We start from the raw sequence: 19,942 nt of genomic DNA on the forward strand, positions 1-19,942 counted from the left end.
ACGATGACCGATCCGCTTTCAGCCTACATCGAGTCTCCGTCCACGCCTCTCCAGAGGCGGGGATGTCCGCTCTCCGAGCTGCGCGACAAGCTGCGCCGCGTGGGTCTGCGCCCGACGCGCCAGCGGGTGTCCCTCGGCTGGCTGCTGTTCGGCAAGGGCGACCGGCACATCACGGCCGAAGTCCTGTTCGACGAGGCGACCCGCGCCCGGGTGCCGGTCTCGCTCGCCACGGTCTACAACACCCTGCATCAGTTCACCGAGGCCGGCCTCCTGCGCCAGCTCGCCGTGGACGGCGCCAAATCCTATTTCGACACCAATCCCAGCGAGCACCACCATTTCTTCCTCGAGGACGAGGGCGAGCTGGTGGACATGCCGCATGCGGGAATCAGCGTCACCGAACTGCCCGAGCCGCCGGCCGGCATGGAAGTGGCTGGCATCGAGGTGATCGTCCGTCTGCGTCGCAAGGCGGCCTGACCGAGCAGGTCGCTCGCGACAGAACCTCCATACCTGCGCCGGGTCGCCTGGCATCGGGCCTCAGCCGGACGCGTGTTGCCGCGCTTCTTTCTATACTTTATAGCGTGGCGTCATGCCGCTTCCTCATTGCCTTCTGGCCGTCTTCGTCGCCTTCCTGTGGGGCATGAGCTTCGTCGTCATCAAGCTGGGCGTCTCGACGACCCCGCCGCTGGTGCTGGCCTCCCTCCGTTTCGTGTTCGCGGCCTTGCCGGCGGTGCTGTTCATTCCGCGCCCGAAGACCGGCTGGCGCTTCATCGTCGGCTACGGCTTCTTTCTCGGGGTTGCGCAGTTCGGGCTGCTCTTTGCGGCGATCTCGCTCGGCATGCCGGCGAGCCTTGCTTCCCTGGTGATGCAGGCGCAGGTCTTCTTCACCATTCTGTTTGCCGCCCTTCTGATGGGCGAGCGCCCGGGGCCGCACCAGATCGTCGGCGGAATCGTGGCCTGTCTCGGCCTGATCCTGATCGCCTGGCCGCGGCTGACCGGCAGCGGGGCTGTGCCCTTCGCCATGACGGTCGTGGCCGCCGCCTGCTGGGGGGTCGCCAATATCATCTCCAAGCGGGCGGGCCGCATCGACATGCTGGGCTTCGTGGTGTGGTCGAGTCTCATCGCGCCGATCCCGCTCATGGGCCTGTCCCTGCTGCTCGACGGGCCGGACCGGGTGGTGGCGTCCCTTCTCGATCTCAATGTCGGGACACTGGCGGCGGTGGCCTATCTTGCCTACCCGACAACCGTCTTCGCCTTCGCCATCTGGGCCTATCTGCTGTCACGCCACCCGGCCGCAACGGTGACGCCGTTTGCCCTGCTCGTGCCAGTCGCCGGCATTCTCGGGTCAGCGCTGATCCTGGGCGAGGTCATGCGGCCGCTTGAGGCGGTTGGCGGCGCCATCATCGTGCTGGGATTGGCCATCAACGTCTTCGGCCTGCGCCTCGTCGGTCGGGTCCTGCCGCGCTCCTAACGAATCAGACCCAGGCCATAGATTCCGAACGCGATCAGGGAGATCGCCACGATCACGTTGAGAAAGCGCGGCGCAACGATCGCGGCCACGCCGAGGATGATGGCAAGCAGGGGCAGGAGGTTCTTGAGGCTGAAGGAAAGTGTCATCGGGTTCTCGGATGTTTGGGCAACGTGTGCTGCGGTCACTCGACCTTCTCATTGGGATAGACGCCCCACAGCTTGTCCTGCCGGACATAGCCGTCGACGTCCCGCGCCCGGTCAATCACGATCGAGACCCGGCACCAGCCGTTGTCGCAGGTCTTGATGTTGGCGATGACGCCGGGCTGCAGATTGGCCACGATCCCGGCTTTTTCCTCGGCACGGTCGAGCAGGTGGATGGGAGGCTGCGGCGGTTTGGCCCAGGGCATGACAAGGGCGGTGCGGCGACCGGACAGCAGGGAATGGAGCACCCAGCCATCGGTGCCTTCCGAATCGCGGATGCGCCGCCAGGTCTCGTACTCGGCCACGATCTCCACCGGCAAACCCGCCCGCTGGAACACCCAGGCGGTCCGGTGATCTTTTGAGGGCCCCTCGCGCAGATTGACCCGGTCGGTCTTGAGGCTGACATAGCGAGGCACCGGCAGGCCGGTCCCCAGCCGTCCGCCCGGGGGCGGCGTCTGGGCAGAGGCAAGCGACATGCCGAAGCCCAGCAACGCGATGGCCAGCAGGATCTTGCGCATGATGTCCTTCACCTTCGTGTTTGTGCGGCGGGCAGCCCCTCTGGTAGAGAAGCTCTGACGAGCATCGCCACGCGACGGCTCGCTGCCTTGGAGCACGGGTCGAAACGGTCGGGCGACTGTGTCGACACTGTTCTTAGTCGCCGAGATACGGTTAAGGGAGCGTGAAGCGCGACCGAAACGGGTCACGGTTTTTCGAGAGCTGGGGAAGCTGCCACGCATGAAAAAAAGACCCGTCGTCGTCGTGACCCGCCGGTTGCCGGATGCCGTCGAGACCCGCATGCGCGAGTTGTTCGACACCCGTCTCAACCTGGACGACAAGCCCCTGTCCCGCGAGGAGCTGGCCGCGGCGCTTGCCACCGCCGACGTTCTGGTGCCGACCGTCACCGACGAGATCGACGCCGAGCTGCTGGCTGAGGCCGGGCCCGACCTCAAGCTGATCGCCAATTTCGGCAACGGCGTCGACCATATCGACGTGGAGGCGGCCATCGGCCGCGGCATCACGGTCACCAACACGCCCGGCGTTCTCACCGAGGATACCGCCGACATGACCATGGCGCTGATTCTCGCCGTCGCCCGGCGCATTCCCGAGGGATCGCGGATCGTGCCGGATGGCGAGTGGGCCGGCTGGTCGCCAACCTGGATGCTCGGCCGAAGGATCACCGGCAAGCGGCTCGGCATCGTCGGCATGGGCCGCATCGGCCAGGCGCTGGCCCGCCGCGCCAAGGCGTTCGGCCTGTCGATCCACTACCACAACCGCCGCCACGTGCCGGCCCAGATCGAGCAGGAGCTCGAGGCGACCTATTGGGAATCCCTCGACCAGATGCTCGCCCGGATGGACATCGTGTCCATCAACTGCCCTCACACGCCCGCCACCTATCACCTGCTCTCGGCACGCCGCCTCAAGCTCATGAAACCCGACGCCATTCTGGTGAACACCTCCCGGGGCGAGGTGATCGACGAGACCGCGTTGACGCGCCTCATCGAGGCCGGCGCCATCGCCGGGGCCGGTCTCGACGTGTTCGAGGAGGAGCCCGCCGTCAATCCGAGGCTCCTCAAGCTCGCCCGCCAGCACAAGGTGGTCCTGCTGCCCCATATGGGCTCGGCCACGCAGGAGAGCCGGGTCGACATGGGCGAGAAGGTCATCGTCAACATCAAGTCGTTCATCGACGGTCACAAACCGCCCGACCGGGTACTGCTCAGCATGCTCTGAGCCGCCCCGCCCTCCTTTTTCAGATTCTGAGAGACCATTCATGCTGATCCAATCGGCGTTTGCGGCCGCCCGCCAGGTGTTTTCGGCGCCGCTGCGCGGCATCCTGTGGAAGTCGCTCGCGCTGACCATCGCGCTCCTCGGCCTCGTCTGGCTGGGACTGACGCGGCTCTTCGGCTATCTGCTCGAGGGTCACGCGATCAGCGCCAGCTATCCGATCCTCAACAGCTTCGCGTTCTTTCTCGCCGGCGCCGGCCTGTTCGTGCTGCTGGCCTATCTGCTGCCGGTGGTGTCGGCGATCGTCGCCGGCTATTTCCTCGACGATGTGGCCGAGGTGGTGGAGGCGACCGACTTTCCGGCCGACCCTCCGGGCCGCCCGCTGCCGGTCGGCCGGGCGCTCCTCTACGGCCTGCGCTTTGCCGGCCTGTCGCTGATCATCAACCTGGCGGCCCTGCTGCTGTTCTTCATCCCGGGCATCAATATCGGGGTGTTTTTTGCGGCCAACGCCTATCTGCTCGGGCGGGAATATTTCGAGCTCGCGGCCGGCCGGTTTCGCTCGATCGAGGAGGCGGCGCAGATGCGCGTCCAGTATCGCGGCACGGTCTTTGCCGCCGGCGCGATCGTGGCCGCCCTCGTCATGGTGCCGGTGCTGAACCTCCTGACGCCGCTCTTCGGCGCCGCCATGATGGTCCATGTGCACAAGCGCCTGAGCGCCTCCCGCGGCAGCACGATCATCCCGCCGTCGCGGTCGCGGATCGGAGCCTGAGGGCGCGGCCGCCATCTTCCGGACATGATAACGATTGATGGGCTGTGTCGGACCGGGCGACGGAGGGCGCCGATTGCACGTCGATATGCGCCCCGCCGCCATCCTGACGGCACCCGACGGCCCGCGCTGGACGAGGCCTGGCGTGGTCGGGTCGGGGATGGCCCACGCGGCCCTTTTGCTGTGGCTCGTCCTCGTCTGGCGGAACCACACGCCCATCTTGCCTCCCCCCGAAGGGACGCCGGTGGAAATCTGGTCGTCGCAGGCGTGGCGCGCCATTGCCGACGGATCTGCCGGTGCGTCGGACCGCAATCAGCAGTCTCCGCCTGACGGGACCAGAACCACCCCTGCGCCCGAGCCCTATCCCAAGTCATCAAAGGAAGTTTCGCGCGCCGGCCCAATCCGGGCGACCCATATCTTGTCCGACGCCGTTCTCTCCGATCCCCGCAGCCGGCAAATGAGGGAAACGCTCGCCCGCTACGACGCCGAGACGCGAATGGAACAGCTTTGCGGCTTGGAGGCGATGGCCCAGATCGCACAGGCGCTGCCGGAATTTCATCCCCAACGGATCGTCGCCTATGCGATGGCCGACTTGGTCGTGGCGCAGTCCCTGCTGCAGGCCGACGGCGCTGCCTTTCGCAGCGGACATCGGTGGTACCGGCTGTCTTTTAAATGCCAGCTCGCGGCCGATGCCCAACGCATCGCGCATTTTGAGTTTACGGTCGGAGACCCGATTCCCGCGAAGGATTGGGAGGCCCACAACCTTCCCTCATGGCGTCTCGATACGGATGAGTGAGCTTTTTCGAATCGGCCCTGATTAATGTCCCGAAGCGGGCTGCCCCCGGTGCGGCTCGTCGGCCAACACGGCCGGGACAGCGTCCGGGCCGGCATTGCGCTTGAGGTCGAACTGGCCGGTACGACGGAAGCGCACGAGATAGGACGGGACGATCGCCTCCAGCGCCATGGGCGCGATGCCGATCCCCGGCAGGGTGCGCCCTTCGGCTGCCGCCTGGTCGGACACGATGTTGTCGGTTTCCAGCATCACCGCCTGATCGCGGGTCATCACCAGGGCATCGGGCATCAGCCCGAGGGTCACCTTGTCGAGCAGGCCGAGCAGGCTGCCCTGCAGGCGGGCAAGCGTCGGAGGGAGACCCAGGATCACCGCGCCGCGTTCGGTCACCGACAGCACGTATTGCACGATCTGCCGCAGGGTGCGGGTTTCAGGCCCGCCCAGCTCGTAGATCCGCCCACCGGGAACGGTGCCATCGACCGCGCGGGCGATCGCCTCGGCCACATCGCCGACGAAGACCGGCTGGAGGCGCGTCTCGGCGCCGGCCAGCGGCAGGATGGGCAGCAGGCGGGCGAGCGTCGCAAACCGGGTAAAGAAGCCATCGCCGGGGCCAAACATCAGCGAGGGCCGCAGGATGATGGCATCCGGCCGCGCATCGAGCAGACCGTCCTCGCCCTCGGCTTTCGAGCGGGCGTAGGCGGCAGGCGACGAGCGATCGGCGCCGATGGCCGAGACGTGGATGATGCGCGCGTCCGGGGCCGCGGATTCGGCGATGAGGCGCGGGCCCTTGGCCTGCAGGCTGTCGAAACGCTGGCGGCCGCCTTCCTGGAGGATGCCCACCAGGTTGATCACGTGATCGGCGCCCGCAACCGCGCGGGCGACTGAAGCCGCATCGCGCAGATTGGCCTGGACCGCGAGGATCTGGCCGACAGCGCCGAGGGGCTGAAGGAAGAACGCCCGGTCGGGCCTGCGGCTTGCCACGCGGATGCGATAGCCGCGCCGGGCCAGCGCCTGCACCACCTGCCGGCCGAGAAACCCCGTCCCGCCAAAGATGGTGACGAGCTGCTGGGCCGGGGTGCGAATCGGTCCGATCATGGAAGCCTCCTGCCCCGCCGGACGATGGCGGGATTGGACCCGGCCGAAGGCCCGGGCATTGCGTCTGCGACCGTCTCTAATCAAACCCCGGTCGCGTGTGAAGGGGTGCCATCGCCCGATAAGCGCCCAAGCCCCACTTTAGGCAATTGACGCGCCGCCTGCGCCGCCTTAAACGAAGCTCGCCGAACAGGCATGCCCAGGTGGCGGAATTGGTAGACGCACTGCTTTCAGGTAGCAGCGATGCAAGTCGTGGAGGTTCGAGTCCTCTCCTGGGCACCAAATCCGAAGACGTCCAATAACGTGAGAGATTGATCAAAGAGCCCGGTTTTCCGGGCTTTTTTGGTTATGAGCGACCGCTTGGATCCCCTTCGCCTCGCCGGCCGCGGCCTTCGCGTCGGGTGGGATGCGCCGGCGCCAGATGTCCAGTAGCGCGAGAGATATCGCCACCACCAGAGGACCCAGCACCACGCCCGGCGTGCCGAAGACGAGCAACCCGCCTGCGATGGCGATGAAGGACGCTACCGTGTGGAGCATCAGGCGCTTACCGACCAGGATCGGGTAGACGACGTTGTCCACTACGCCCACCACCAGCGTTCCCCAGAGGGTCAGCACCGCCGCCGAGCCAAGCTCGCCCTGGATCGCCAGGACGGCCGCGGTCGGCGCCCAGATGACGAAGGCGCCGAGAAACGGCACGACGGCGAGCAATCCCATCAGCACGCCCCAGAGCAAGGGAGCGGGCAGGCCAAGCCACCAGAACATGGCGCCGCCCAGCGCGCCCTGAAGCGCCGCGACCGCCGCCGTTCCCAGGATGGTGGCAAAGATCGTGTTGACGATCCTGTCGGCGACCACCGCGAACTCGGAAGACGACAGCGGCAGCAGGCCTCGGGTGGCGGCGAGGATCGCCTCCTGGTCGCGGAAAAAGTAGAACAGGAAATAGAAGGTCAGCAACAGGCTGATCAGGCCCGACAGCGACACGCTGACGAACGTCCCGCTCCAGCCGGCAAGCCAGGCCAAGGGGGCTTTCACCAGCTCGGGCAGGTCGAGCCAGCGCAAAGCGGGCGCCAGACGGGGGTGGGCATCGACCCAGCGCGTCCAGCTGTCGGCATCGACCATGGCACTGACCAGCGTCGCATTCCGCACGGCTTCGGTCAGTAGCGTCCCGATGACCAGGATCGCCGGCACGACGACGATCACCGCCACGACGGCGACCATGATCGCAGCCGACAGGCCGGGCGCGTTCGTTGCCGAGAGAACCCGCGCGTAGACCGGTCCGAACAGCACCGCGAGGGTGAAGGACCAGACCAGGGCGGGCAGGAACGGGACCGCCAGGAGGTAGCAGAGAAACAGACCGAAAAGGACTCCGCCGGTGAGGACAAGGGTCGAGATTTGCTGACGGTCAGGCAAGCGCCCTTCGAACATCGGGTCATCCTGAAACAATGATGGCGTTGAGTATGACCATATTGGCCCGTCGTTTGATACCCGCTCACTGCCGGGCGGGCGTCCTCGCGATCGTTTCCATGCATCCTTTAGGCCGGTCCGACGTTGTGGACGTGACACAACAGGAGAGCGCCTTGGTCGATCACAGCAACATCAAAGAGCACATGAAAGTCATCGGCGCCGACGGCGCCCCTGTGGGGACGGTCGATCGCCTCGATGGCGACCGCATCAAGCTCACCAAACGCGACAGCGGCGAAGGCTCGCATGAAGGTCATCACCACTTCATTCCCCTGAGCCTGGTGGCCGATGTCGAGGGCAACAATGTGCGGCTTTCGGCCAACGGGGATGTGGCCGTGACCTTCGAAGAGGAAGCGGATCACAAACCCGCCTAGACCGAACCGGGCGGCCGGCGGCACGTGCTCCGCCGGTCTTGCCACCGTTGGATTTTCTTGATCCGCCGTGCGTCGGAAACGATGCGCGGCTCTTTTGCTGTGCTAAGCTTTGTCGGGCGGTCGTCGACGGGGGCATGAAGGCCTTCCTGAAGATGGGATTGGAAACGTCCCGGGAGGGGAATATGCGCGTCGCGGTTCTGGCGATTCTTGTGGCGGGGTTGGCGATGCCTGTCTTGGCGATGCCGGCCTTGGCCCAGCAACCGGCTCCCGCCGCGGTGCCGGTCGGCACTGTCAGCGCCGCCATGAAACCCATTGCCAAGACGCTCGACTTCGTCGGCCGGGTGGAGGCGCCGGAGCGGGTCGAAATCAGGGCCCGGGTGAAGGGATTTCTCGACGAGGTCCTGTTCACCGAGGGCGCGGTCGTCCAGAAGGGAACCCCGCTCTATCGCATCGAGCCGGGTCTGTTCGAGGCCGATGTGGAGCGCGCGCAAGGGGCGCTCGAGCGCAGCACCGCGACCCATGCGCTGGCCGTCATCCAGCTGCAGCGCGCCGAAGATCTTCTCGCCAAGGCCGCCGGAACCGCGGTGGCGCGCGATCAGGCCCGTGCGCAGGAGCAGGAGGCCATGGGTGCGGTCACCACCAGCAAGGCCGACCTCACCACCGCACAGATCAATCTCGGCTATACGCAGATCCTGTCGCCCATCGCGGGCCGGATCGGTCGCACCAGCGTCACCAAGGGCAATGTGGTCGGGCCCGATAGCGGCGTGCTGACGACGATCGTCAGCCAGGACCCGATGTACGTCACCTTTCCGGTGAGCCAACGGGAATTCCTGCGCGGCGAGGAGACCGGACGGCCGGTGGATCCCAAGAGCCTGAAAGTCCAGATCGTCTTTCCGGACGGCACCATCTACGACCAGACCGGGCGTCTCGACTTTCTCGACGTGTCGGTTGATCGCACCACCGATACACTGCTGGTGCGGGCCGTGATGCCAAACCCGAAATTCACCCTCACCGACGGCCAGCTGGTGCGCGTTCTGCTGGAAAATCGCGAACCCGAGAACCGCATCGTGATTCCGCAGGCGGCGTTGATCGCCGACCAGGGCGGCGTCTATGTGTTCATCGTGGAGGACGGCAAGGCCGCTATGCGGCGCGTGAAGCTCGGCGCAGAGACCGGATCCGGCGTGATCATCACCGAGGGCGTGTCGGTCGGCGATCCGGTGATCGTCGAGGGATTGCAGAGCGTGCGCGCCGGCATTCCGGTGCGCGCCACGCCGCTGCCCCGCAGCCTGAGCGGGATGTAGCCCGATGCTGTCTGCGATTTTCGTCGACCGCCCGCGCCTTGCCATCGTCATCGCGATCGTCACCACCATCGCGGGTCTGCTCGCGCTGCTGAGCATTCCCGTCGCCCAATATCCCGACATCGTGCCGCCGCAGGTGTCCGTCACCACGAGCTATCCGGGCGCATCCGCGGACGTGATGGACGCGACGGTGGCGCAGCCGATCGAGTCGCAGGTCGTCGGCGTCGACAAGATGATCTACATGAAGAGCGTGAGCGGCAACGACGGCAGCTACAGCCTGACCGCCTCGTTCGAACTCGGCACCGACCCTGACATCAACGCCGTCAACGTCAACAACCGGGTGCAGGTCGCCCTGTCGAAGCTGCCGCAGGACGTGCAGCGCCAGGGCGTGACGGTGAAGAAGAAATCCTCCGCGCTGCTGGGCGTGGTGGCGCTCTATTCGCCCAAGCACACGCACGATCCGCTGTTCATCTCCAACTACGCCACGATCAACCTGCTCGACCAGATCAAGAGCACGCCGGGCGTCGGCGACGCCGCCCTCTGGGGACCGCAGGATTACGCCATGCGGGTCTGGATCCGGCTCGACCGGCTCACCGGTCTGGGGCTTACCACCGGCGATATCATCGACGCCATCCGGGCCCAGAACGTGCAGGCCGCCGTTGGCCGCATCGGTGCGCGACCCATCTCGGACGAGCAGCAGCTCCAGCTCACGGTCCAGACCAAGGGACGCCTGTCCTCGGTGGCGGATTTCGAGGCGATCGTGCTGCGCACCAACCCGGACGGGTCGGTGCTGCAATTGCGCGACGTGGCGCGCCTCGAACTGGGCGCTGCCAATCTCGACCGCGAAACGCGGTTCAACGGCGGCCCGGCGGCCGTCATGGCGATCTATCAATCGCCGGGCGCCAACGCCATCGCGGCGCTCGACGCGGTCAAGGCCCGCATCGCGACCCTCGCCCAGACCTTCCCGGAAGACCTCGCCTGGACGGTGACGTACGACCCCACCGTCTTCGTGACCGATACGATCCATGAGGTCGTCAAGACCCTGATCGAGGCCTTCATCCTGGTCGTCATCGTGGTGTTCCTGTTCCTCGGCAGCCTGCGCGCGACGCTTATTCCGACACTCGCGGTGCCGGTGAGCCTCATCGGCACCTTCGTGGTTCTGAACGCGGTCGGCTATTCGGCCAACTCGGTCTCGCTGCTGGCCATCGTTCTGGCCATCGGCATCGTCGTGGACGACGCCATCGTGGTGGTGGAGAACGTCGAGCGGGTGATGGAGGAAAACCCCGAACTGTCCCCCGCCGACGCCACCAAGAAGGCGATGCGGGAGATCACCGCGCCGATCATCGCCATCACCCTCGTGCTGCTGTCGGTCTTCGTCCCGGTCGCCTTCATCCCCGGAATTTCGGGGGAGCTGTTCCGCCAGTTCGCCGTCACGGTGGCGGTGGCCATGGGCCTGTCGGCCATCAATGCCCTGACCCTGTCGCCGGCGCTCTGCGGCGTCCTGCTGCGGCCCCATCACGGCCCGCGGCGCGGCATCATCGGGATTGTGATGCGCTTCATCGACAAGGTCCGCGACGCTTACGGATCGGTTGTCGCGCGGCTGGTGCGGATCTCGCTCATCGGCGTTGCCATGGTGGCGCTCGCCGCCGGCGGCATTGTCGGCCTGTCGGCCATCACGCCGACGGGCTTCCTTCCCGAGGACGACCAGGGGGCGTTTTTCGTGGTGGTGCAGCTGCCCGACGGCGCCTCCGTCCTGCGCACCGCCGAGGTGGTGGGACAGGCCGAGGCCATCCTGCGCGCCGAGCCCGCGGTGGCCGATTTCACCGCGGTGACGGGCCTCAACTTCATCGACAATTACTCGCAGCCCAATGCGGCCTTCATCGTCGTCACCCTGAAACCGTTCGCGGAGCGCAAAGACCGGTCCCTGGGCGCCACGCAGGTGATCGCGCGCATCGGACCCAAGCTGCGCCAGCTCCAGGGCGGGACGGTGGTGCCGCTCGCGCCGCCGCCGATCATCGGCCTGGGGACGGGCGGGGGCTTCACCTATGTGCTTGAGGATCTGCGCGGCGGCGATCCCAAGACCCTGGCCCAGGTGCTGCGCGGCGTCACGGTGGCGGCCAACCAGGAACCCCTGCTTTCCCGGGTGTTCAGCACCTTCTCGGCCACCAGTCCGTCCGTGTATCTCGATATCGACCGCAACAAGGTGCAGATTCTCGGCGTCGCGCTGAACGACGTGTTCCAGGCCCTGCAGGCCTCCCTGGGGGGCTATTACGTCAACGACATGAACCTGTTCGGCCGCACCTGGCAGGTCCAGGTCCAGGCCGAGGCGGTCGACCGCTCCCGGGTCGAGGACATCTATCGCATCAACGTGCGCAATGCGGCCGGCACGATGGTGCCGCTGCGCAGCCTCCTGGAGGTTCGTGTCGTCGTCGGGCCGCCCGCCCTGATTCGCTACAACAACCGCCGCGCGGTCACCATTCAGGGCAGCCCGGCACCGGGCGTCTCGTCCGGACAGGCGCTTGCCGCCATGGAGCAGGTCGCCGCCCGCACCCTGCCCTCGGGCTTTGCCGGGGAATGGACCGATACCGCGTTCCAGGAGAAGCGGGCGGAGGGCAAGACCGCCATGATCCTGGCCCTGGCGGTGCTGTTCGCCTTCCTGTTCCTCGTCGCCCTGTACGAGAGCTGGACCATCCCGATTCCCGTGCTGCTGTCGGTTGCGGTGGGCGTCTTCGGGGCTTTCGGAGCCATCGTCATCGCGGGGCTGACGCTCGATCTTTACGGCCAGATCGGCATGATCGTGCTCATTGGTCTGGCGGCCAAGAACGGCATCCTGATCGTGGAATTCGCCAAGGATCAGCGCGAGCGGGGCGTGCCCCTGCAGGAGGCCGCCACCGAGGGCGCGCGCCTGCGGTTCCGCCCGGTGATGATGACGTCGCTTGCCTTCATCCTGGGCCTGCTGCCGCTGGTGGTGGCGACCGGTGCGTCGGAGCTTGCCCGGCGCAATGTCGGCACGCCGGTCTTCGGCGGCATGATCCTGGCAGCCGTGGTCGGCATCTTCGCGATCCCACCCCTCTACACCACGTTCCAGGGCCTTCGGGAGCGGATCAAGGGATGGTTCGCGTCACGCGGATCGGCCGCGCCGCACGATACGGCGCCGCACTGACGAGGCGTCATGACTTGCGGGTGGCGATCCAGATCACGTGCCGGGCGCCGCTGCGCTTGCCATTGGCGCGCACCACCATCTCCTCGACGGCAAAACCGGCGCGCCCGAGCCGCTGGGTGAACATGCGATTGGCGGACGAGGCCCAGACGGCCAGCACGCCCCCGGGGGTCAGCGCGGTACGGGCGGCCCGCAGGCCGTCGAGATCGTAGAGCGCATCATTGCCTTTGCGAGTCAGGCCCTCCGGGCCGTTATCCACATCGAGCAGAATGGCATCATAGGTCGACCGCGCCGACCGGATCACACGTCCCACATCCGCCTCGCGGATGCTTACCCGCGGGTCGGCCAGACTATCCTGGAAGACCTCCGCCATGGGACCCCGCGCCCAGGCCACGACTCCCGGCACCAGCTCGGCGACGACGATCCGCGCGTGCGGCCCGAGTTCCGAGAGCGCTGCCCGCAGGGTGAACCCCATGCCGAGCCCGCCGATCAGCATCTGGGCCCGGGGGCGATCGCCCATCGCCGCGCAGGACAGGTTCGCCAGCGCCTCCTCGGACCCGCTGAGGCGGCTGTTCATGAGCTCGTTGGCGCCGAGCATGATGGAGAATTCGTCGCCGCGCTTCATCAGGCGCAGTTCATCCCCGCCGGGGACTTTCGCTGTATCGAGATGGATCCAGGGGATCATCGGCCACCCTTCGGATATCGGGTCTCAAGAAGCGCGACACCTCGCATGGCGACGCGCCGATGTCACGCGCCGCTAGGCCGCCTGCGGGAGACGCGACGGAAAGGTGGCGCGCGTGATGGTGATGCTGAGACCGTCGGGGCTGGCCTCCACCTCCATGCGCGCATCGAGCTGGTTCACCAGCGCCTTGACGATGCTCGTTCCCAGACCGTGCGTCGGCGGGGGCGTGTCGGAGACGCTCTTGCCGACGCCGTTATCCGCAACCGTCAACTTCCAGTCAGTCCCGTTGACCTCGTAGGTCACGAGAACGAGCGCGCCCTCCTTGTCGTGCGGGAAGGCGTATTTGATGGCGTTGATCACGAGTTCGGTGACGATGAGGCCGATGCTGACCGCCTTGGCGGATTCGATGGTGCCGTCTTCGGCCACCACCCGAATGGCGATCGACTGGCTCTCACCGACGATGGAGGCGGCGAGGCTTTCGCACAGCTTCTCGAGATAGGAGCCGACGGCGATCCGATCGATGCCCTCGGATGCGTGCAGATGCATCTGCACGGCCGCCACCGACATGACGCGCTGGTGCGCGTCCTTCAGGTGATGCCGGGTTTCCTCCGACGTGACCGCCCGCGCTTTGAGCAACAGGATGCTGGCGATGATCTGCAGGCTGTTGGCGACGCGGTGCTGCATCTCCTGCAGCAGAACCTGCTTCTGGCGCAGGAGCTCCTCGGTCTGCTGCAGCAGCTCCGCTTTCTCGCGCTCGATCGTGCGGCGGACGGTGACATCCACGAACGCCAGGAGGATCTTGATGTCCGGGCTGTCGTCGTAGAGCACCTTGCGGGCGTTGAGCAGCATGGTCCGTCGCCCGAGATTGGGGAATTCGTGATCGACCTCGAAACCATCCATGGCGACGTGCTGGGGGATGATCGTCTCCAGCAGGAGTCGCAGGGCCGGAATGTCCCACTGGCCGTCGCCGAGGGCGTAGAGAAGCGAGCCGAGAGTCTGCTCGTGCGTGACCTTGAAGGTGCTGTAGAACGAGCGGCTCGCGGCCAGCACCCGGCATTGTTCGTCGAGCACCAGGAACGGTTCCGCAATGGTGTTGACGATCGCCTGCGCCAGCGTCTGCGAGTGGTCCAGGTTCTGGGTCGTATCCATGGGCCACGAGGCCGATCCGCCGGAGCTTTGCCGATAATCGCCACAGCATCGTCCTGTCGCAGACGGACGCTACAAGGTTAAGGCGTCGATGTCGCTAAGGAATAAATGGCGGCCGGCAGCGCGCGAGCGACTCAGCTGATGCCCTCGGCCTTCTTCTCGCAATCGCGTTGGGGAATCGGCGCTGCGGGCTTTTCCTGCGCCACGACCGTATGATCGTTCGGCTCGCTCGCCTGAGACGGCATGGGAAAGGTCAAGGTGAAAACGACAAGAGAGAGTGCGCGCAGCATCGTCTGTCCTTTCGGCGTCCAATCCGGCGAATGATAACCGCTGGCGATCTCCCGCGCCATGGCGGACGGCGCGGCTCCTTGCGCTGCTTCGACGCAAGACAAAGCCGGAACGCACAACAGTTTTTCCCGTTTCACCGGGGCAGTCCGGACGGCATGTCCGGACCTCGGGAGAACGGCCATGTTCCGATCGCACCAAAGTCGCTTGAGCCACGCGCTCGCGCTCGCCGCCTGCCTGTTGACCGGCTTGACCGGCATGAGCTTCGCGACCTCCGCGAACGCGCAGGGATTCCATGGTCGTCCGGGGGCCGGTGGACCGGCTTTCCGTGGCGGCGGTTTTCGCGGCGGCATGGGCGGGCCGGGGTTTCGCCCCCCCGCCTACCGAGCGGGCTATTTTTCCTCCCCCGGCGTCTACCGCACGATCGGCCGCGCACCGGTCGGCGGCTTTGCCGGCGGTTATCGGCCGATCGGGCGTCCCTACGGAGGAGGCTACGGCTACCGGCCGTGGGGCGGCTATCGCGGACCCGCGTATGGCGGGCGATGGGGCTATCCGGGCTATTATCGCCCCGTCTATGGCGGCTACGGGTATCCTGGCTGGTACGGCAACGGCTGGTACGGGGATGGCGGGGCGATTGCCGCAGGCCTCGTCGGCGGCCTGGCGCTCGGCGCCATCGCCAATGCGGCCACGCAGCCGGTCTACCGTCCGGCTGTCTATGCGCCCGCCGGCCACTGCTTCTACGAGAAGCGCCGCGTGAAGATCGGCCATGGACGGACGGCCGTGCGACGGGTGCGCAGTTGCTACTGAGGCCGAGGCGGAATTGCCGTCGCCGTTGATGCGGGGCGCGGGACGCGCTAGACGCTAGCGTCTCCCGTCCTCTCGCATCCGGATGCCCCATGACCACCCGTTTCCACCGCGGCGACCTGCCCGCCGGATATCAGCCCGGCCCCTCGATCGCCATCGACACGGAGACACTCGGTCTCAACCCGCACCGGGACCGGTTGTGCGTGGTCCAGATCTCGAAGGGCGACGGCAGCGCCGACGTGGTGCAGATCATCCCGCATGGCCCCGCGCCTGCCCGCCTGATCGCGGTTCTGGGGGATGAGAGCGTGCTCAAGATCTTCCATTATGCGCGCTTCGACCTGGCGGTGCTCTTCCACGCCTTCGCGGTGATGCCGCGGCCGGTCTATTGCACCAAGATCGCCTCGCGGCTGGTGCGCACCTACACGGATCGGCATGGCTTGAAAGACCTGACGCGCGAGTTGCTGGGCGTGGATCTCTCCAAGCAGCAGCAATCCTCCGATTGGGGCGCCGAGACCCTGACCCAGGCCCAGCTCGACTACGCGGCCTCCGACGTGCTCCACCTGCACGCCCTGAAAGAGAAGCTCGATCGCAACCTGGAACGCGAAAATCGGCTTGGAATCGCCCACCAATGCTTCGATTTCCTGCCCACCCGCGCCCAGCTCGACCTGCTCGGCTGGCCGGAGACGGACATCTTCGCGCATAGTTGACGCGATCTTCAAACTTCAGAGGATATAACCTATAAGGACATAACTTCGCCACGGGCTGCCATCATGGCGACCCTGCCCGATGAACACCAACAAAGGACGCAGCGTGGCGAGACCCGGCGGCATGACGATGGGAGACCCGGTTGCGAGGGAGTCGCTGCCGCGCTCGCGCGGGTTCGCCAGCGCCCAGCGCCACTCGCGTTTCGTCCGGTTCGCCAAGCTGGCCATTCCCTTGGGGTCGGTCCTGGCCGTGGCGCTGGTCAGCCTCTACGCCTATTTCGACCCTTTCCGGCACATTCCCGGCCTGACCATCGGCAAAATCGGGGTCAGCGGCACCCAGGTCACCATGGAAAGCCCGAAGCTCAACGGCTTCCGCAACGATTCGCGGCCCTACGAGGTCACCGCGAGCCAGGCCACGCAGGACGTGCTCAAGCCGAATTTCGTCGAGCTGAAGGATCTGCGCGCCCGGATCGTGACTGACGACAACGGCAATGCGGCCCGGCTGGAGGCCGCCTTCGGGGTGCTCAACACCGAGAAGGAACAGATGAACCTTCGCCAGGACGTGCGCGTGCGCACCGATGCGGGCCAGGAAGTGAGGCTGAAATCGGCCTTCGTCGACTTCAAGGCCGGCACGGTCGTGTCGGACGAGCCGGTCTCGGTGTCCCTCGGCAACGGGGTGATCGAGGCGACCGGGCTCGACGTGAGCGACAACGGCAAGATCATGCATTTCCGCGGCCGCGTCCGGGCCGTGTTCCAGAACGAATCCGATTCGGCTCCAAAGACTCCTCCCGCAGGACCTGCCGCCCCGGCGGCGCCCGCGCAACCGACAAGCTCCCGCTCATGATGATGTTCAAGCAGGCGGTGTTCTGCACCGCGCTCCTCCTGTCCCTTCCGCTGGGCCTATCGGGCGCCCTTGCCCAGCCCACCACCAAGGAGCGGGCCGCCGGCTTCGGCAGTTTCGGCGCCAGCAAGGAGCCCATCAAGATCGACGCGGACCGGCTCGACGTGTTCGACAAGGAAGGTCGGGCGGTGTTTGCCGGCAACGTGGTGGCGGTGCAGGGCGACAGCACCATGAACTGCACCCTCATGACGGTGCTCTACGAGCAGAAGCGCGACGGCGCGGCCGCGGGGACAGCCGCCCCTGCGGGCCCGATGGGTTCGGACGACAGCTCGATCAAGAAGATCGACTGCAAGGGCCCGGTCACCATCGTGTCGAAGACTCAGGTGGCCACCGGCAACGACGCGGTGTTCGACCGGGTCGCCAACAAGATCTTCCTGATCGGCAATGCGGCACTGAGCGACGGCCCGAACGTCACCCGCGGCGAGCGCGTCATCTACGACCTCAACACCGGCGTGGCCAACGTGGAAACAGCGCCCGGCGGCCGCGTCCGCGCGCTGTTCGTGCCCGGCAGCAACGCGCCGGCGGCGACGCCGGCCCCTGCCGCCCCGGCCAAACCCAAGCCCCAGAAGCCGGCGACGAACTGACCGGTTCGGCGGCGCGCCCGTCTGTCATTGTCCTCTTTTAGCGATTTGTCCCGTTGAAACCATTTTTCAGCCGTTCCCCAGCCGGTTCCGCTCCGGCCCCGGTTTCCGAACCGCGCAGCACGGCGACGCGCTCGTTCGACCGCTACGAGGGACAGGCGACCTTCGGGGGCGCCGGCGCGCTTGCCGTCAAGGGCCTGCAGAAGAGCTATGGCGGCCGCACCGTGGTGTATGACGCGGCACTGAGCCTGCGCGCCGGCGAGGCGGTCGGCCTGCTCGGGCCCAACGGTGCCGGCAAGACGACCATCTTTTACATGATCACCGGGCTGGTCTCGGCGGATCGCGGCGTCATCAGCCTCGACGGCCACGACGTCACGCATCTGCCGATGTATCGCCGCGCCCGCCTCGGCATCGGCTACCTGCCCCAGGAGGCCTCGATCTTTCGCGGCCTCAACGTCGAGGACAACATCCGGGCCGTGCTCGAGATTGTCGAGCCGAGCAAGAAGGAGCGCGAGCGCAAGCTCGATTCCCTGCTCGAGGAATTCAACATCGAGCGGCTGCGCAAGGCCCCGTCCATTGCGCTGTCGGGCGGCGAGAGACGCCGCTGCGAAATCGCCCGCGCGCTTGCCGGCGATCCGACCTTCATGCTGCTCGACGAGCCCTTCGCGGGCATTGATCCGATCGCCGTCGGCGACATCCAGAATCTCGTCCGCCACCTGACCCGGCGCGGCATCGGCGTGCTCATCACCGACCACAATGTGCGCGAGACGCTGGGCCTGATCGACCGGGCCTACATCATCCATTCCGGCCGCGTTCTGACCGAGGGCCATCCCGACGAGATTGTCGCGAACGAGGACGTGCGGCGGCTCTATCTGGGCGAAGATTTCAAGCTCTGACGCAAGGCTGTAGCCACGCCGCCATCGCTCCTGCCGGGCCGCCTTGCGGCCCGAACCCTTTTGACGGCAGCGCGGGGACGGATTAGATCTAGTCTGACGATTTGCTGGGATGCGCTCATGAGTTCGACGCAACGGCTGGAGCTGCGGCAGGGTCAGACCCTCACGATGACGCCGCAATTGCTGCAATCGATCAAGCTGCTGCAGTTGTCCCATCTTGAACTCGCCGCCTTCGTCGATGCCGAACTCGAGCGCAACCCCCTGCTGCAGCATGCCGACGAGATGGCGCAGGACGGTCCGCCCGACGGCAAGGCGCGGGCCGCACAGGCCGAGCGCGTGATCCGCCGGATCTTCCCGCAGGCCGGCGCGCGCCATCCGCAGGGGCTGGTCTCGTCGAAGACAGGTCAGGCCAGCGGATCGGTCCCGAGCGAGGCCGGCGGCGATCTCGAGGCGACGCAGGCCGGCACGGTCAGCCTCACCGATCACCTCGAGGCCCAGCTCGACCTCGCCACCGCCGACCCTTTGCTGCGCGACACCGGCCGCTATGTGATCCATTCCCTGAGCGAAACCGGCTATCTGGCCGACGACGTCGCCGAGATCGCCAGCGGATGCGGAGCAAGCGAGGATGCGGTGCTGCGAGCGCTGGCCCTCGTCCAGAGTTTCGACCCGCCTGGCATCGCGGCGCGGACGCTTTCCGAATGTCTGACGATCCAGCTCCGCGAGCGCGGGCGTCTCGACCGGCCGATGGAAACCCTGCTCGCCCGCCTCGACCTCGTGGCGCGGCGGGATTATGCGGCCCTGCGGCGGCTCTGTGATCTCGACGAGGAGGCGCTTGCCGCCAAACTGTCGGAGCTGCGCAGCCTCGAGCCGAAGCCGGGCCTTGCCTTTACGGTCGCGCCGGTCGATGCGCTGGTGCCGGACGTGTTCGTGCGACCGCAACCGGATGGCAGCTTCCACCTTGAGCTGAATGCCACCACCATGCCCCGGCTGCTGGTGGACCGGACCTATCAGGCGCAGGTGAGCGGACACGCCATGAGCAAGGCCGATCAGCTCTTCGTGTCGGATTGCGTGCGCAGCGCCACCTGGCTCGCCCGCAGCCTCGACCAGCGCGCGACCACCATTCTCAAGGTGGCGACGGAAATCGTAGGCCAGCAGGGCGACTTCTTCCGCCACGGCGCCGGCCATCTGCGGCCGATGACCCTGCGGGCCGTCGCGGAGGCGATCGGCATGCACGAATCGACCATTTCGCGCGTGACCGCCAACAAGGCCGTCGGCACCCCCGCGGGCACGTTTCCGATGAAGTATTTCTTCAGCAGCGCGCTGTCAGGCGCAGACGGCGCCGAGGCCCAATCCTCCGAAGCCGTCCGTCACCGCATCAAGGCGCTGATCGCAGCCGAGACCCGCGCCGCGGTGCTGTCGGACGATGCCATTGCCCAGCGATTGAAGGCGACCGGGGTCGACATCGCCCGCCGCACGGTTGCCAAATATCGGGAATCCCTGCGGATTCCCGCCTCCGCCCACCGGCGGAGACTCAACAGGAGGATGACCGGACCGGTGCCGTAACGACCTCACATTGCAGAGCCGATCGACTGCCTCATCATCGCGACGACAGCTGAAC

21 protein-coding genes and 1 tRNA gene are annotated in these 19,942 nt (G+C 66.6%); 15 read left to right on the forward strand and 7 right to left on the reverse strand.

Annotated features, from left to right (window positions below; translation table 11 throughout):
* Positions 1–3 precede the first annotated feature (3 nt).
* Together irr and J4G32_RS15285 are read left to right on the forward strand one after the other, a co-directional pair.
* Complete coding sequence (gene irr / locus J4G32_RS15280; protein ID WP_210496191.1) at positions 4–474, forward strand: Fur family transcriptional regulator Irr; 471 nt, start codon at positions 4–6, stop codon at positions 472–474.
* A gap of 112 nt (positions 475–586) precedes the next feature.
* Positions 587–1,468: an EamA family transporter gene (locus J4G32_RS15285; RefSeq protein WP_210496192.1), complete on the forward strand. Its 882-nt coding sequence runs from the start codon at positions 587–589 to the stop codon at positions 1,466–1,468.
* Here J4G32_RS15285 and J4G32_RS15290 read toward each other — a convergent pair.
* Positions 1,465–1,614, reverse strand: a complete 150-nt coding sequence (locus tag J4G32_RS15290) for a DUF3096 domain-containing protein (RefSeq protein WP_210496193.1) — start codon at positions 1,612–1,614, stop codon at positions 1,465–1,467. The two genes, J4G32_RS15285 and J4G32_RS15290, sit on opposite strands and share 4 nt — an antisense overlap.
* A gap of 35 nt (positions 1,615–1,649) precedes the next feature.
* Entirely contained in the window at positions 1,650–2,186 is a 537-nt protein-coding gene (locus tag J4G32_RS15295; RefSeq protein ID WP_210496194.1) for an SH3 domain-containing protein, read from the reverse strand.
* 217 nt (positions 2,187–2,403) lie between these two features.
* Between J4G32_RS15295 and J4G32_RS15300 the strand changes: the two genes are divergently transcribed.
* The 3 genes from J4G32_RS15300 to J4G32_RS21825 all read left to right on the forward strand — a co-directional run bounded on the left by J4G32_RS15300 (position 2,404) and on the right by J4G32_RS21825 (position 4,952).
* The gene (locus J4G32_RS15300; protein WP_210496195.1) at positions 2,404–3,396 is read left to right on the forward strand and encodes a 2-hydroxyacid dehydrogenase; all 993 of its coding nucleotides are present in this window, start codon (positions 2,404–2,406) and stop codon (positions 3,394–3,396) included.
* 40 nt (positions 3,397–3,436) lie between these two features.
* On the forward strand, positions 3,437–4,159 hold the full coding sequence (locus tag J4G32_RS15305; RefSeq protein ID WP_210496196.1) for a sulfate transporter family protein: 723 nt from the start codon (positions 3,437–3,439) through the stop codon (positions 4,157–4,159).
* A 73-nt stretch (positions 4,160–4,232) separates the two neighbouring features.
* A complete protein-coding gene (locus J4G32_RS21825) occupies positions 4,233–4,952 on the forward strand; it encodes a DUF930 domain-containing protein (RefSeq protein WP_246505115.1) in 720 nt (239 codons plus the stop codon).
* Positions 4,953–4,973: 21 nt separating this feature from the next.
* On the opposite strand, the gene J4G32_RS15315 is transcribed toward J4G32_RS21825, so the two are convergent.
* Entirely contained in the window at positions 4,974–6,041 is a 1,068-nt protein-coding gene (locus J4G32_RS15315; protein ID WP_210496197.1) for a complex I NDUFA9 subunit family protein, read from the reverse strand.
* Between the two features lie 194 nt (positions 6,042–6,235).
* On the opposite strand from J4G32_RS15315, the gene J4G32_RS15320 reads away from it, so the two are divergent.
* Positions 6,236–6,320 (forward strand) — tRNA-Leu (locus tag J4G32_RS15320).
* 33 nt (positions 6,321–6,353) lie between these two features.
* Here the strand turns inward: J4G32_RS15320 and J4G32_RS15325 are convergent.
* Positions 6,354–7,460: an AI-2E family transporter gene (locus J4G32_RS15325; protein ID WP_210496198.1), complete on the reverse strand. Its 1,107-nt coding sequence runs from the start codon at positions 7,458–7,460 to the stop codon at positions 6,354–6,356.
* A 152-nt stretch (positions 7,461–7,612) separates the two neighbouring features.
* On the opposite strand from J4G32_RS15325, the gene J4G32_RS15330 reads away from it, so the two are divergent.
* The 3 genes from J4G32_RS15330 to J4G32_RS15340 all read left to right on the forward strand — a co-directional run bounded on the left by J4G32_RS15330 (position 7,613) and on the right by J4G32_RS15340 (position 12,331).
* A complete protein-coding gene (locus tag J4G32_RS15330) occupies positions 7,613–7,870 on the forward strand; it encodes a DUF2171 domain-containing protein (RefSeq protein ID WP_210496612.1) in 258 nt (85 codons plus the stop codon).
* A 182-nt stretch (positions 7,871–8,052) separates the two neighbouring features.
* Positions 8,053–9,171, forward strand: a complete 1,119-nt coding sequence (locus tag J4G32_RS15335; protein ID WP_210496199.1) for an efflux RND transporter periplasmic adaptor subunit — start codon at positions 8,053–8,055, stop codon at positions 9,169–9,171.
* 4 nt (positions 9,172–9,175) lie between these two features.
* Entirely contained in the window at positions 9,176–12,331 is a 3,156-nt protein-coding gene (locus J4G32_RS15340) for an efflux RND transporter permease subunit (RefSeq protein WP_210496200.1), read from the forward strand.
* Between the two features lie 7 nt (positions 12,332–12,338).
* Here J4G32_RS15340 and J4G32_RS15345 read toward each other — a convergent pair whose 3' ends face one another.
* From J4G32_RS15345 to J4G32_RS15355, 3 genes are all read right to left on the reverse strand, one after another.
* Positions 12,339–13,013 carry a spermidine synthase gene (locus J4G32_RS15345; RefSeq protein ID WP_210496201.1) on the reverse strand — a complete coding sequence of 225 codons (675 nt, stop codon included), beginning with the start codon at positions 13,011–13,013 and terminating at the stop codon, positions 12,339–12,341.
* Positions 13,014–13,085: 72 nt separating this feature from the next.
* Positions 13,086–14,159, reverse strand: coding sequence for a sensor histidine kinase (locus J4G32_RS15350; protein WP_210496202.1), 1,074 nt, complete (start codon positions 14,157–14,159; stop codon positions 13,086–13,088).
* Between the two features lie 131 nt (positions 14,160–14,290).
* Positions 14,291–14,581, reverse strand: a complete 291-nt coding sequence (locus J4G32_RS15355) for a hypothetical protein (protein WP_210496203.1) — start codon at positions 14,579–14,581, stop codon at positions 14,291–14,293.
* A 43-nt stretch (positions 14,582–14,624) separates the two neighbouring features.
* Here J4G32_RS15355 and J4G32_RS15360 point away from each other — a divergent pair, with 43 nt between their 5' ends.
* From J4G32_RS15360 to rpoN, 6 genes are all read left to right on the forward strand, one after another.
* Positions 14,625–15,248: a hypothetical protein gene (locus tag J4G32_RS15360; RefSeq protein ID WP_210496204.1), complete on the forward strand. Its 624-nt coding sequence runs from the start codon at positions 14,625–14,627 to the stop codon at positions 15,246–15,248.
* An 89-nt stretch (positions 15,249–15,337) separates the two neighbouring features.
* Complete coding sequence (locus J4G32_RS15365; RefSeq protein ID WP_210496205.1) at positions 15,338–15,952, forward strand: ribonuclease D; 615 nt, start codon at positions 15,338–15,340, stop codon at positions 15,950–15,952.
* A gap of 79 nt (positions 15,953–16,031) precedes the next feature.
* A complete protein-coding gene (gene lptC / locus J4G32_RS15370) occupies positions 16,032–16,793 on the forward strand; it encodes an LPS export ABC transporter periplasmic protein LptC (protein WP_210496206.1) in 762 nt (253 codons plus the stop codon).
* Complete coding sequence (locus tag J4G32_RS15375) at positions 16,790–17,434, forward strand: LptA/OstA family protein (RefSeq protein WP_210496207.1); 645 nt, start codon at positions 16,790–16,792, stop codon at positions 17,432–17,434. The genes lptC and J4G32_RS15375 overlap by 4 nt, the downstream gene beginning before the upstream one ends.
* Before the next feature lie 53 nt (positions 17,435–17,487).
* Positions 17,488–18,327, forward strand: a complete 840-nt coding sequence (lptB, locus tag J4G32_RS15380; protein ID WP_210496208.1) for an LPS export ABC transporter ATP-binding protein — start codon at positions 17,488–17,490, stop codon at positions 18,325–18,327.
* A 117-nt stretch (positions 18,328–18,444) separates the two neighbouring features.
* The gene (rpoN, locus tag J4G32_RS15385) at positions 18,445–19,887 is read left to right on the forward strand and encodes an RNA polymerase factor sigma-54 (protein WP_210496209.1); all 1,443 of its coding nucleotides are present in this window, start codon (positions 18,445–18,447) and stop codon (positions 19,885–19,887) included.
* Positions 19,888–19,942 lie beyond the last annotated feature (55 nt).

It is taken from the genome of Microvirga antarctica, from assembly GCF_017921815.1.
GTDB classification, from domain to species: Bacteria; Pseudomonadota; Alphaproteobacteria; order Rhizobiales; family Beijerinckiaceae; genus Microvirga; species Microvirga antarctica.

Coding starts and splice junctions, on each gene's coding strand:
- J4G32_RS15290 (WP_210496193.1), bottom strand. CDS start 1,614: ATGACACTTTCCTTCAGCCTCAAGAACCTCCTGCCCCTGCTTGCCATC.
- J4G32_RS15360 (WP_210496204.1), top strand. CDS start 14,625: ATGTTCCGATCGCACCAAAGTCGCTTGAGCCACGCGCTCGCGCTCGCC.
- J4G32_RS15295 (WP_210496194.1), bottom strand. CDS start 2,186: ATGCGCAAGATCCTGCTGGCCATCGCGTTGCTGGGCTTCGGCATGTCG.
- J4G32_RS15285 (WP_210496192.1), top strand. CDS start 587: ATGCCGCTTCCTCATTGCCTTCTGGCCGTCTTCGTCGCCTTCCTGTGG.
- J4G32_RS15300 (WP_210496195.1), top strand. CDS start 2,404: ATGAAAAAAAGACCCGTCGTCGTCGTGACCCGCCGGTTGCCGGATGCC.
- J4G32_RS15365 (WP_210496205.1), top strand. CDS start 15,338: ATGACCACCCGTTTCCACCGCGGCGACCTGCCCGCCGGATATCAGCCC.
- irr (WP_210496191.1), top strand. CDS start 4: ATGACCGATCCGCTTTCAGCCTACATCGAGTCTCCGTCCACGCCTCTC.
- rpoN (WP_210496209.1), top strand. CDS start 18,445: ATGAGTTCGACGCAACGGCTGGAGCTGCGGCAGGGTCAGACCCTCACG.
- J4G32_RS15305 (WP_210496196.1), top strand. CDS start 3,437: ATGCTGATCCAATCGGCGTTTGCGGCCGCCCGCCAGGTGTTTTCGGCG.
- J4G32_RS15335 (WP_210496199.1), top strand. CDS start 8,053: ATGCGCGTCGCGGTTCTGGCGATTCTTGTGGCGGGGTTGGCGATGCCT.
- J4G32_RS15350 (WP_210496202.1), bottom strand. CDS start 14,159: ATGGATACGACCCAGAACCTGGACCACTCGCAGACGCTGGCGCAGGCG.
- J4G32_RS15345 (WP_210496201.1), bottom strand. CDS start 13,013: ATGATCCCCTGGATCCATCTCGATACAGCGAAAGTCCCCGGCGGGGAT.
- J4G32_RS15325 (WP_210496198.1), bottom strand. CDS start 7,460: ATGTTCGAAGGGCGCTTGCCTGACCGTCAGCAAATCTCGACCCTTGTC.
- J4G32_RS15340 (WP_210496200.1), top strand. CDS start 9,176: ATGCTGTCTGCGATTTTCGTCGACCGCCCGCGCCTTGCCATCGTCATC.
- lptC (WP_210496206.1), top strand. CDS start 16,032: ATGAACACCAACAAAGGACGCAGCGTGGCGAGACCCGGCGGCATGACG.
- J4G32_RS15375 (WP_210496207.1), top strand. CDS start 16,790: ATGATGATGTTCAAGCAGGCGGTGTTCTGCACCGCGCTCCTCCTGTCC.
- J4G32_RS15315 (WP_210496197.1), bottom strand. CDS start 6,041: ATGATCGGACCGATTCGCACCCCGGCCCAGCAGCTCGTCACCATCTTT.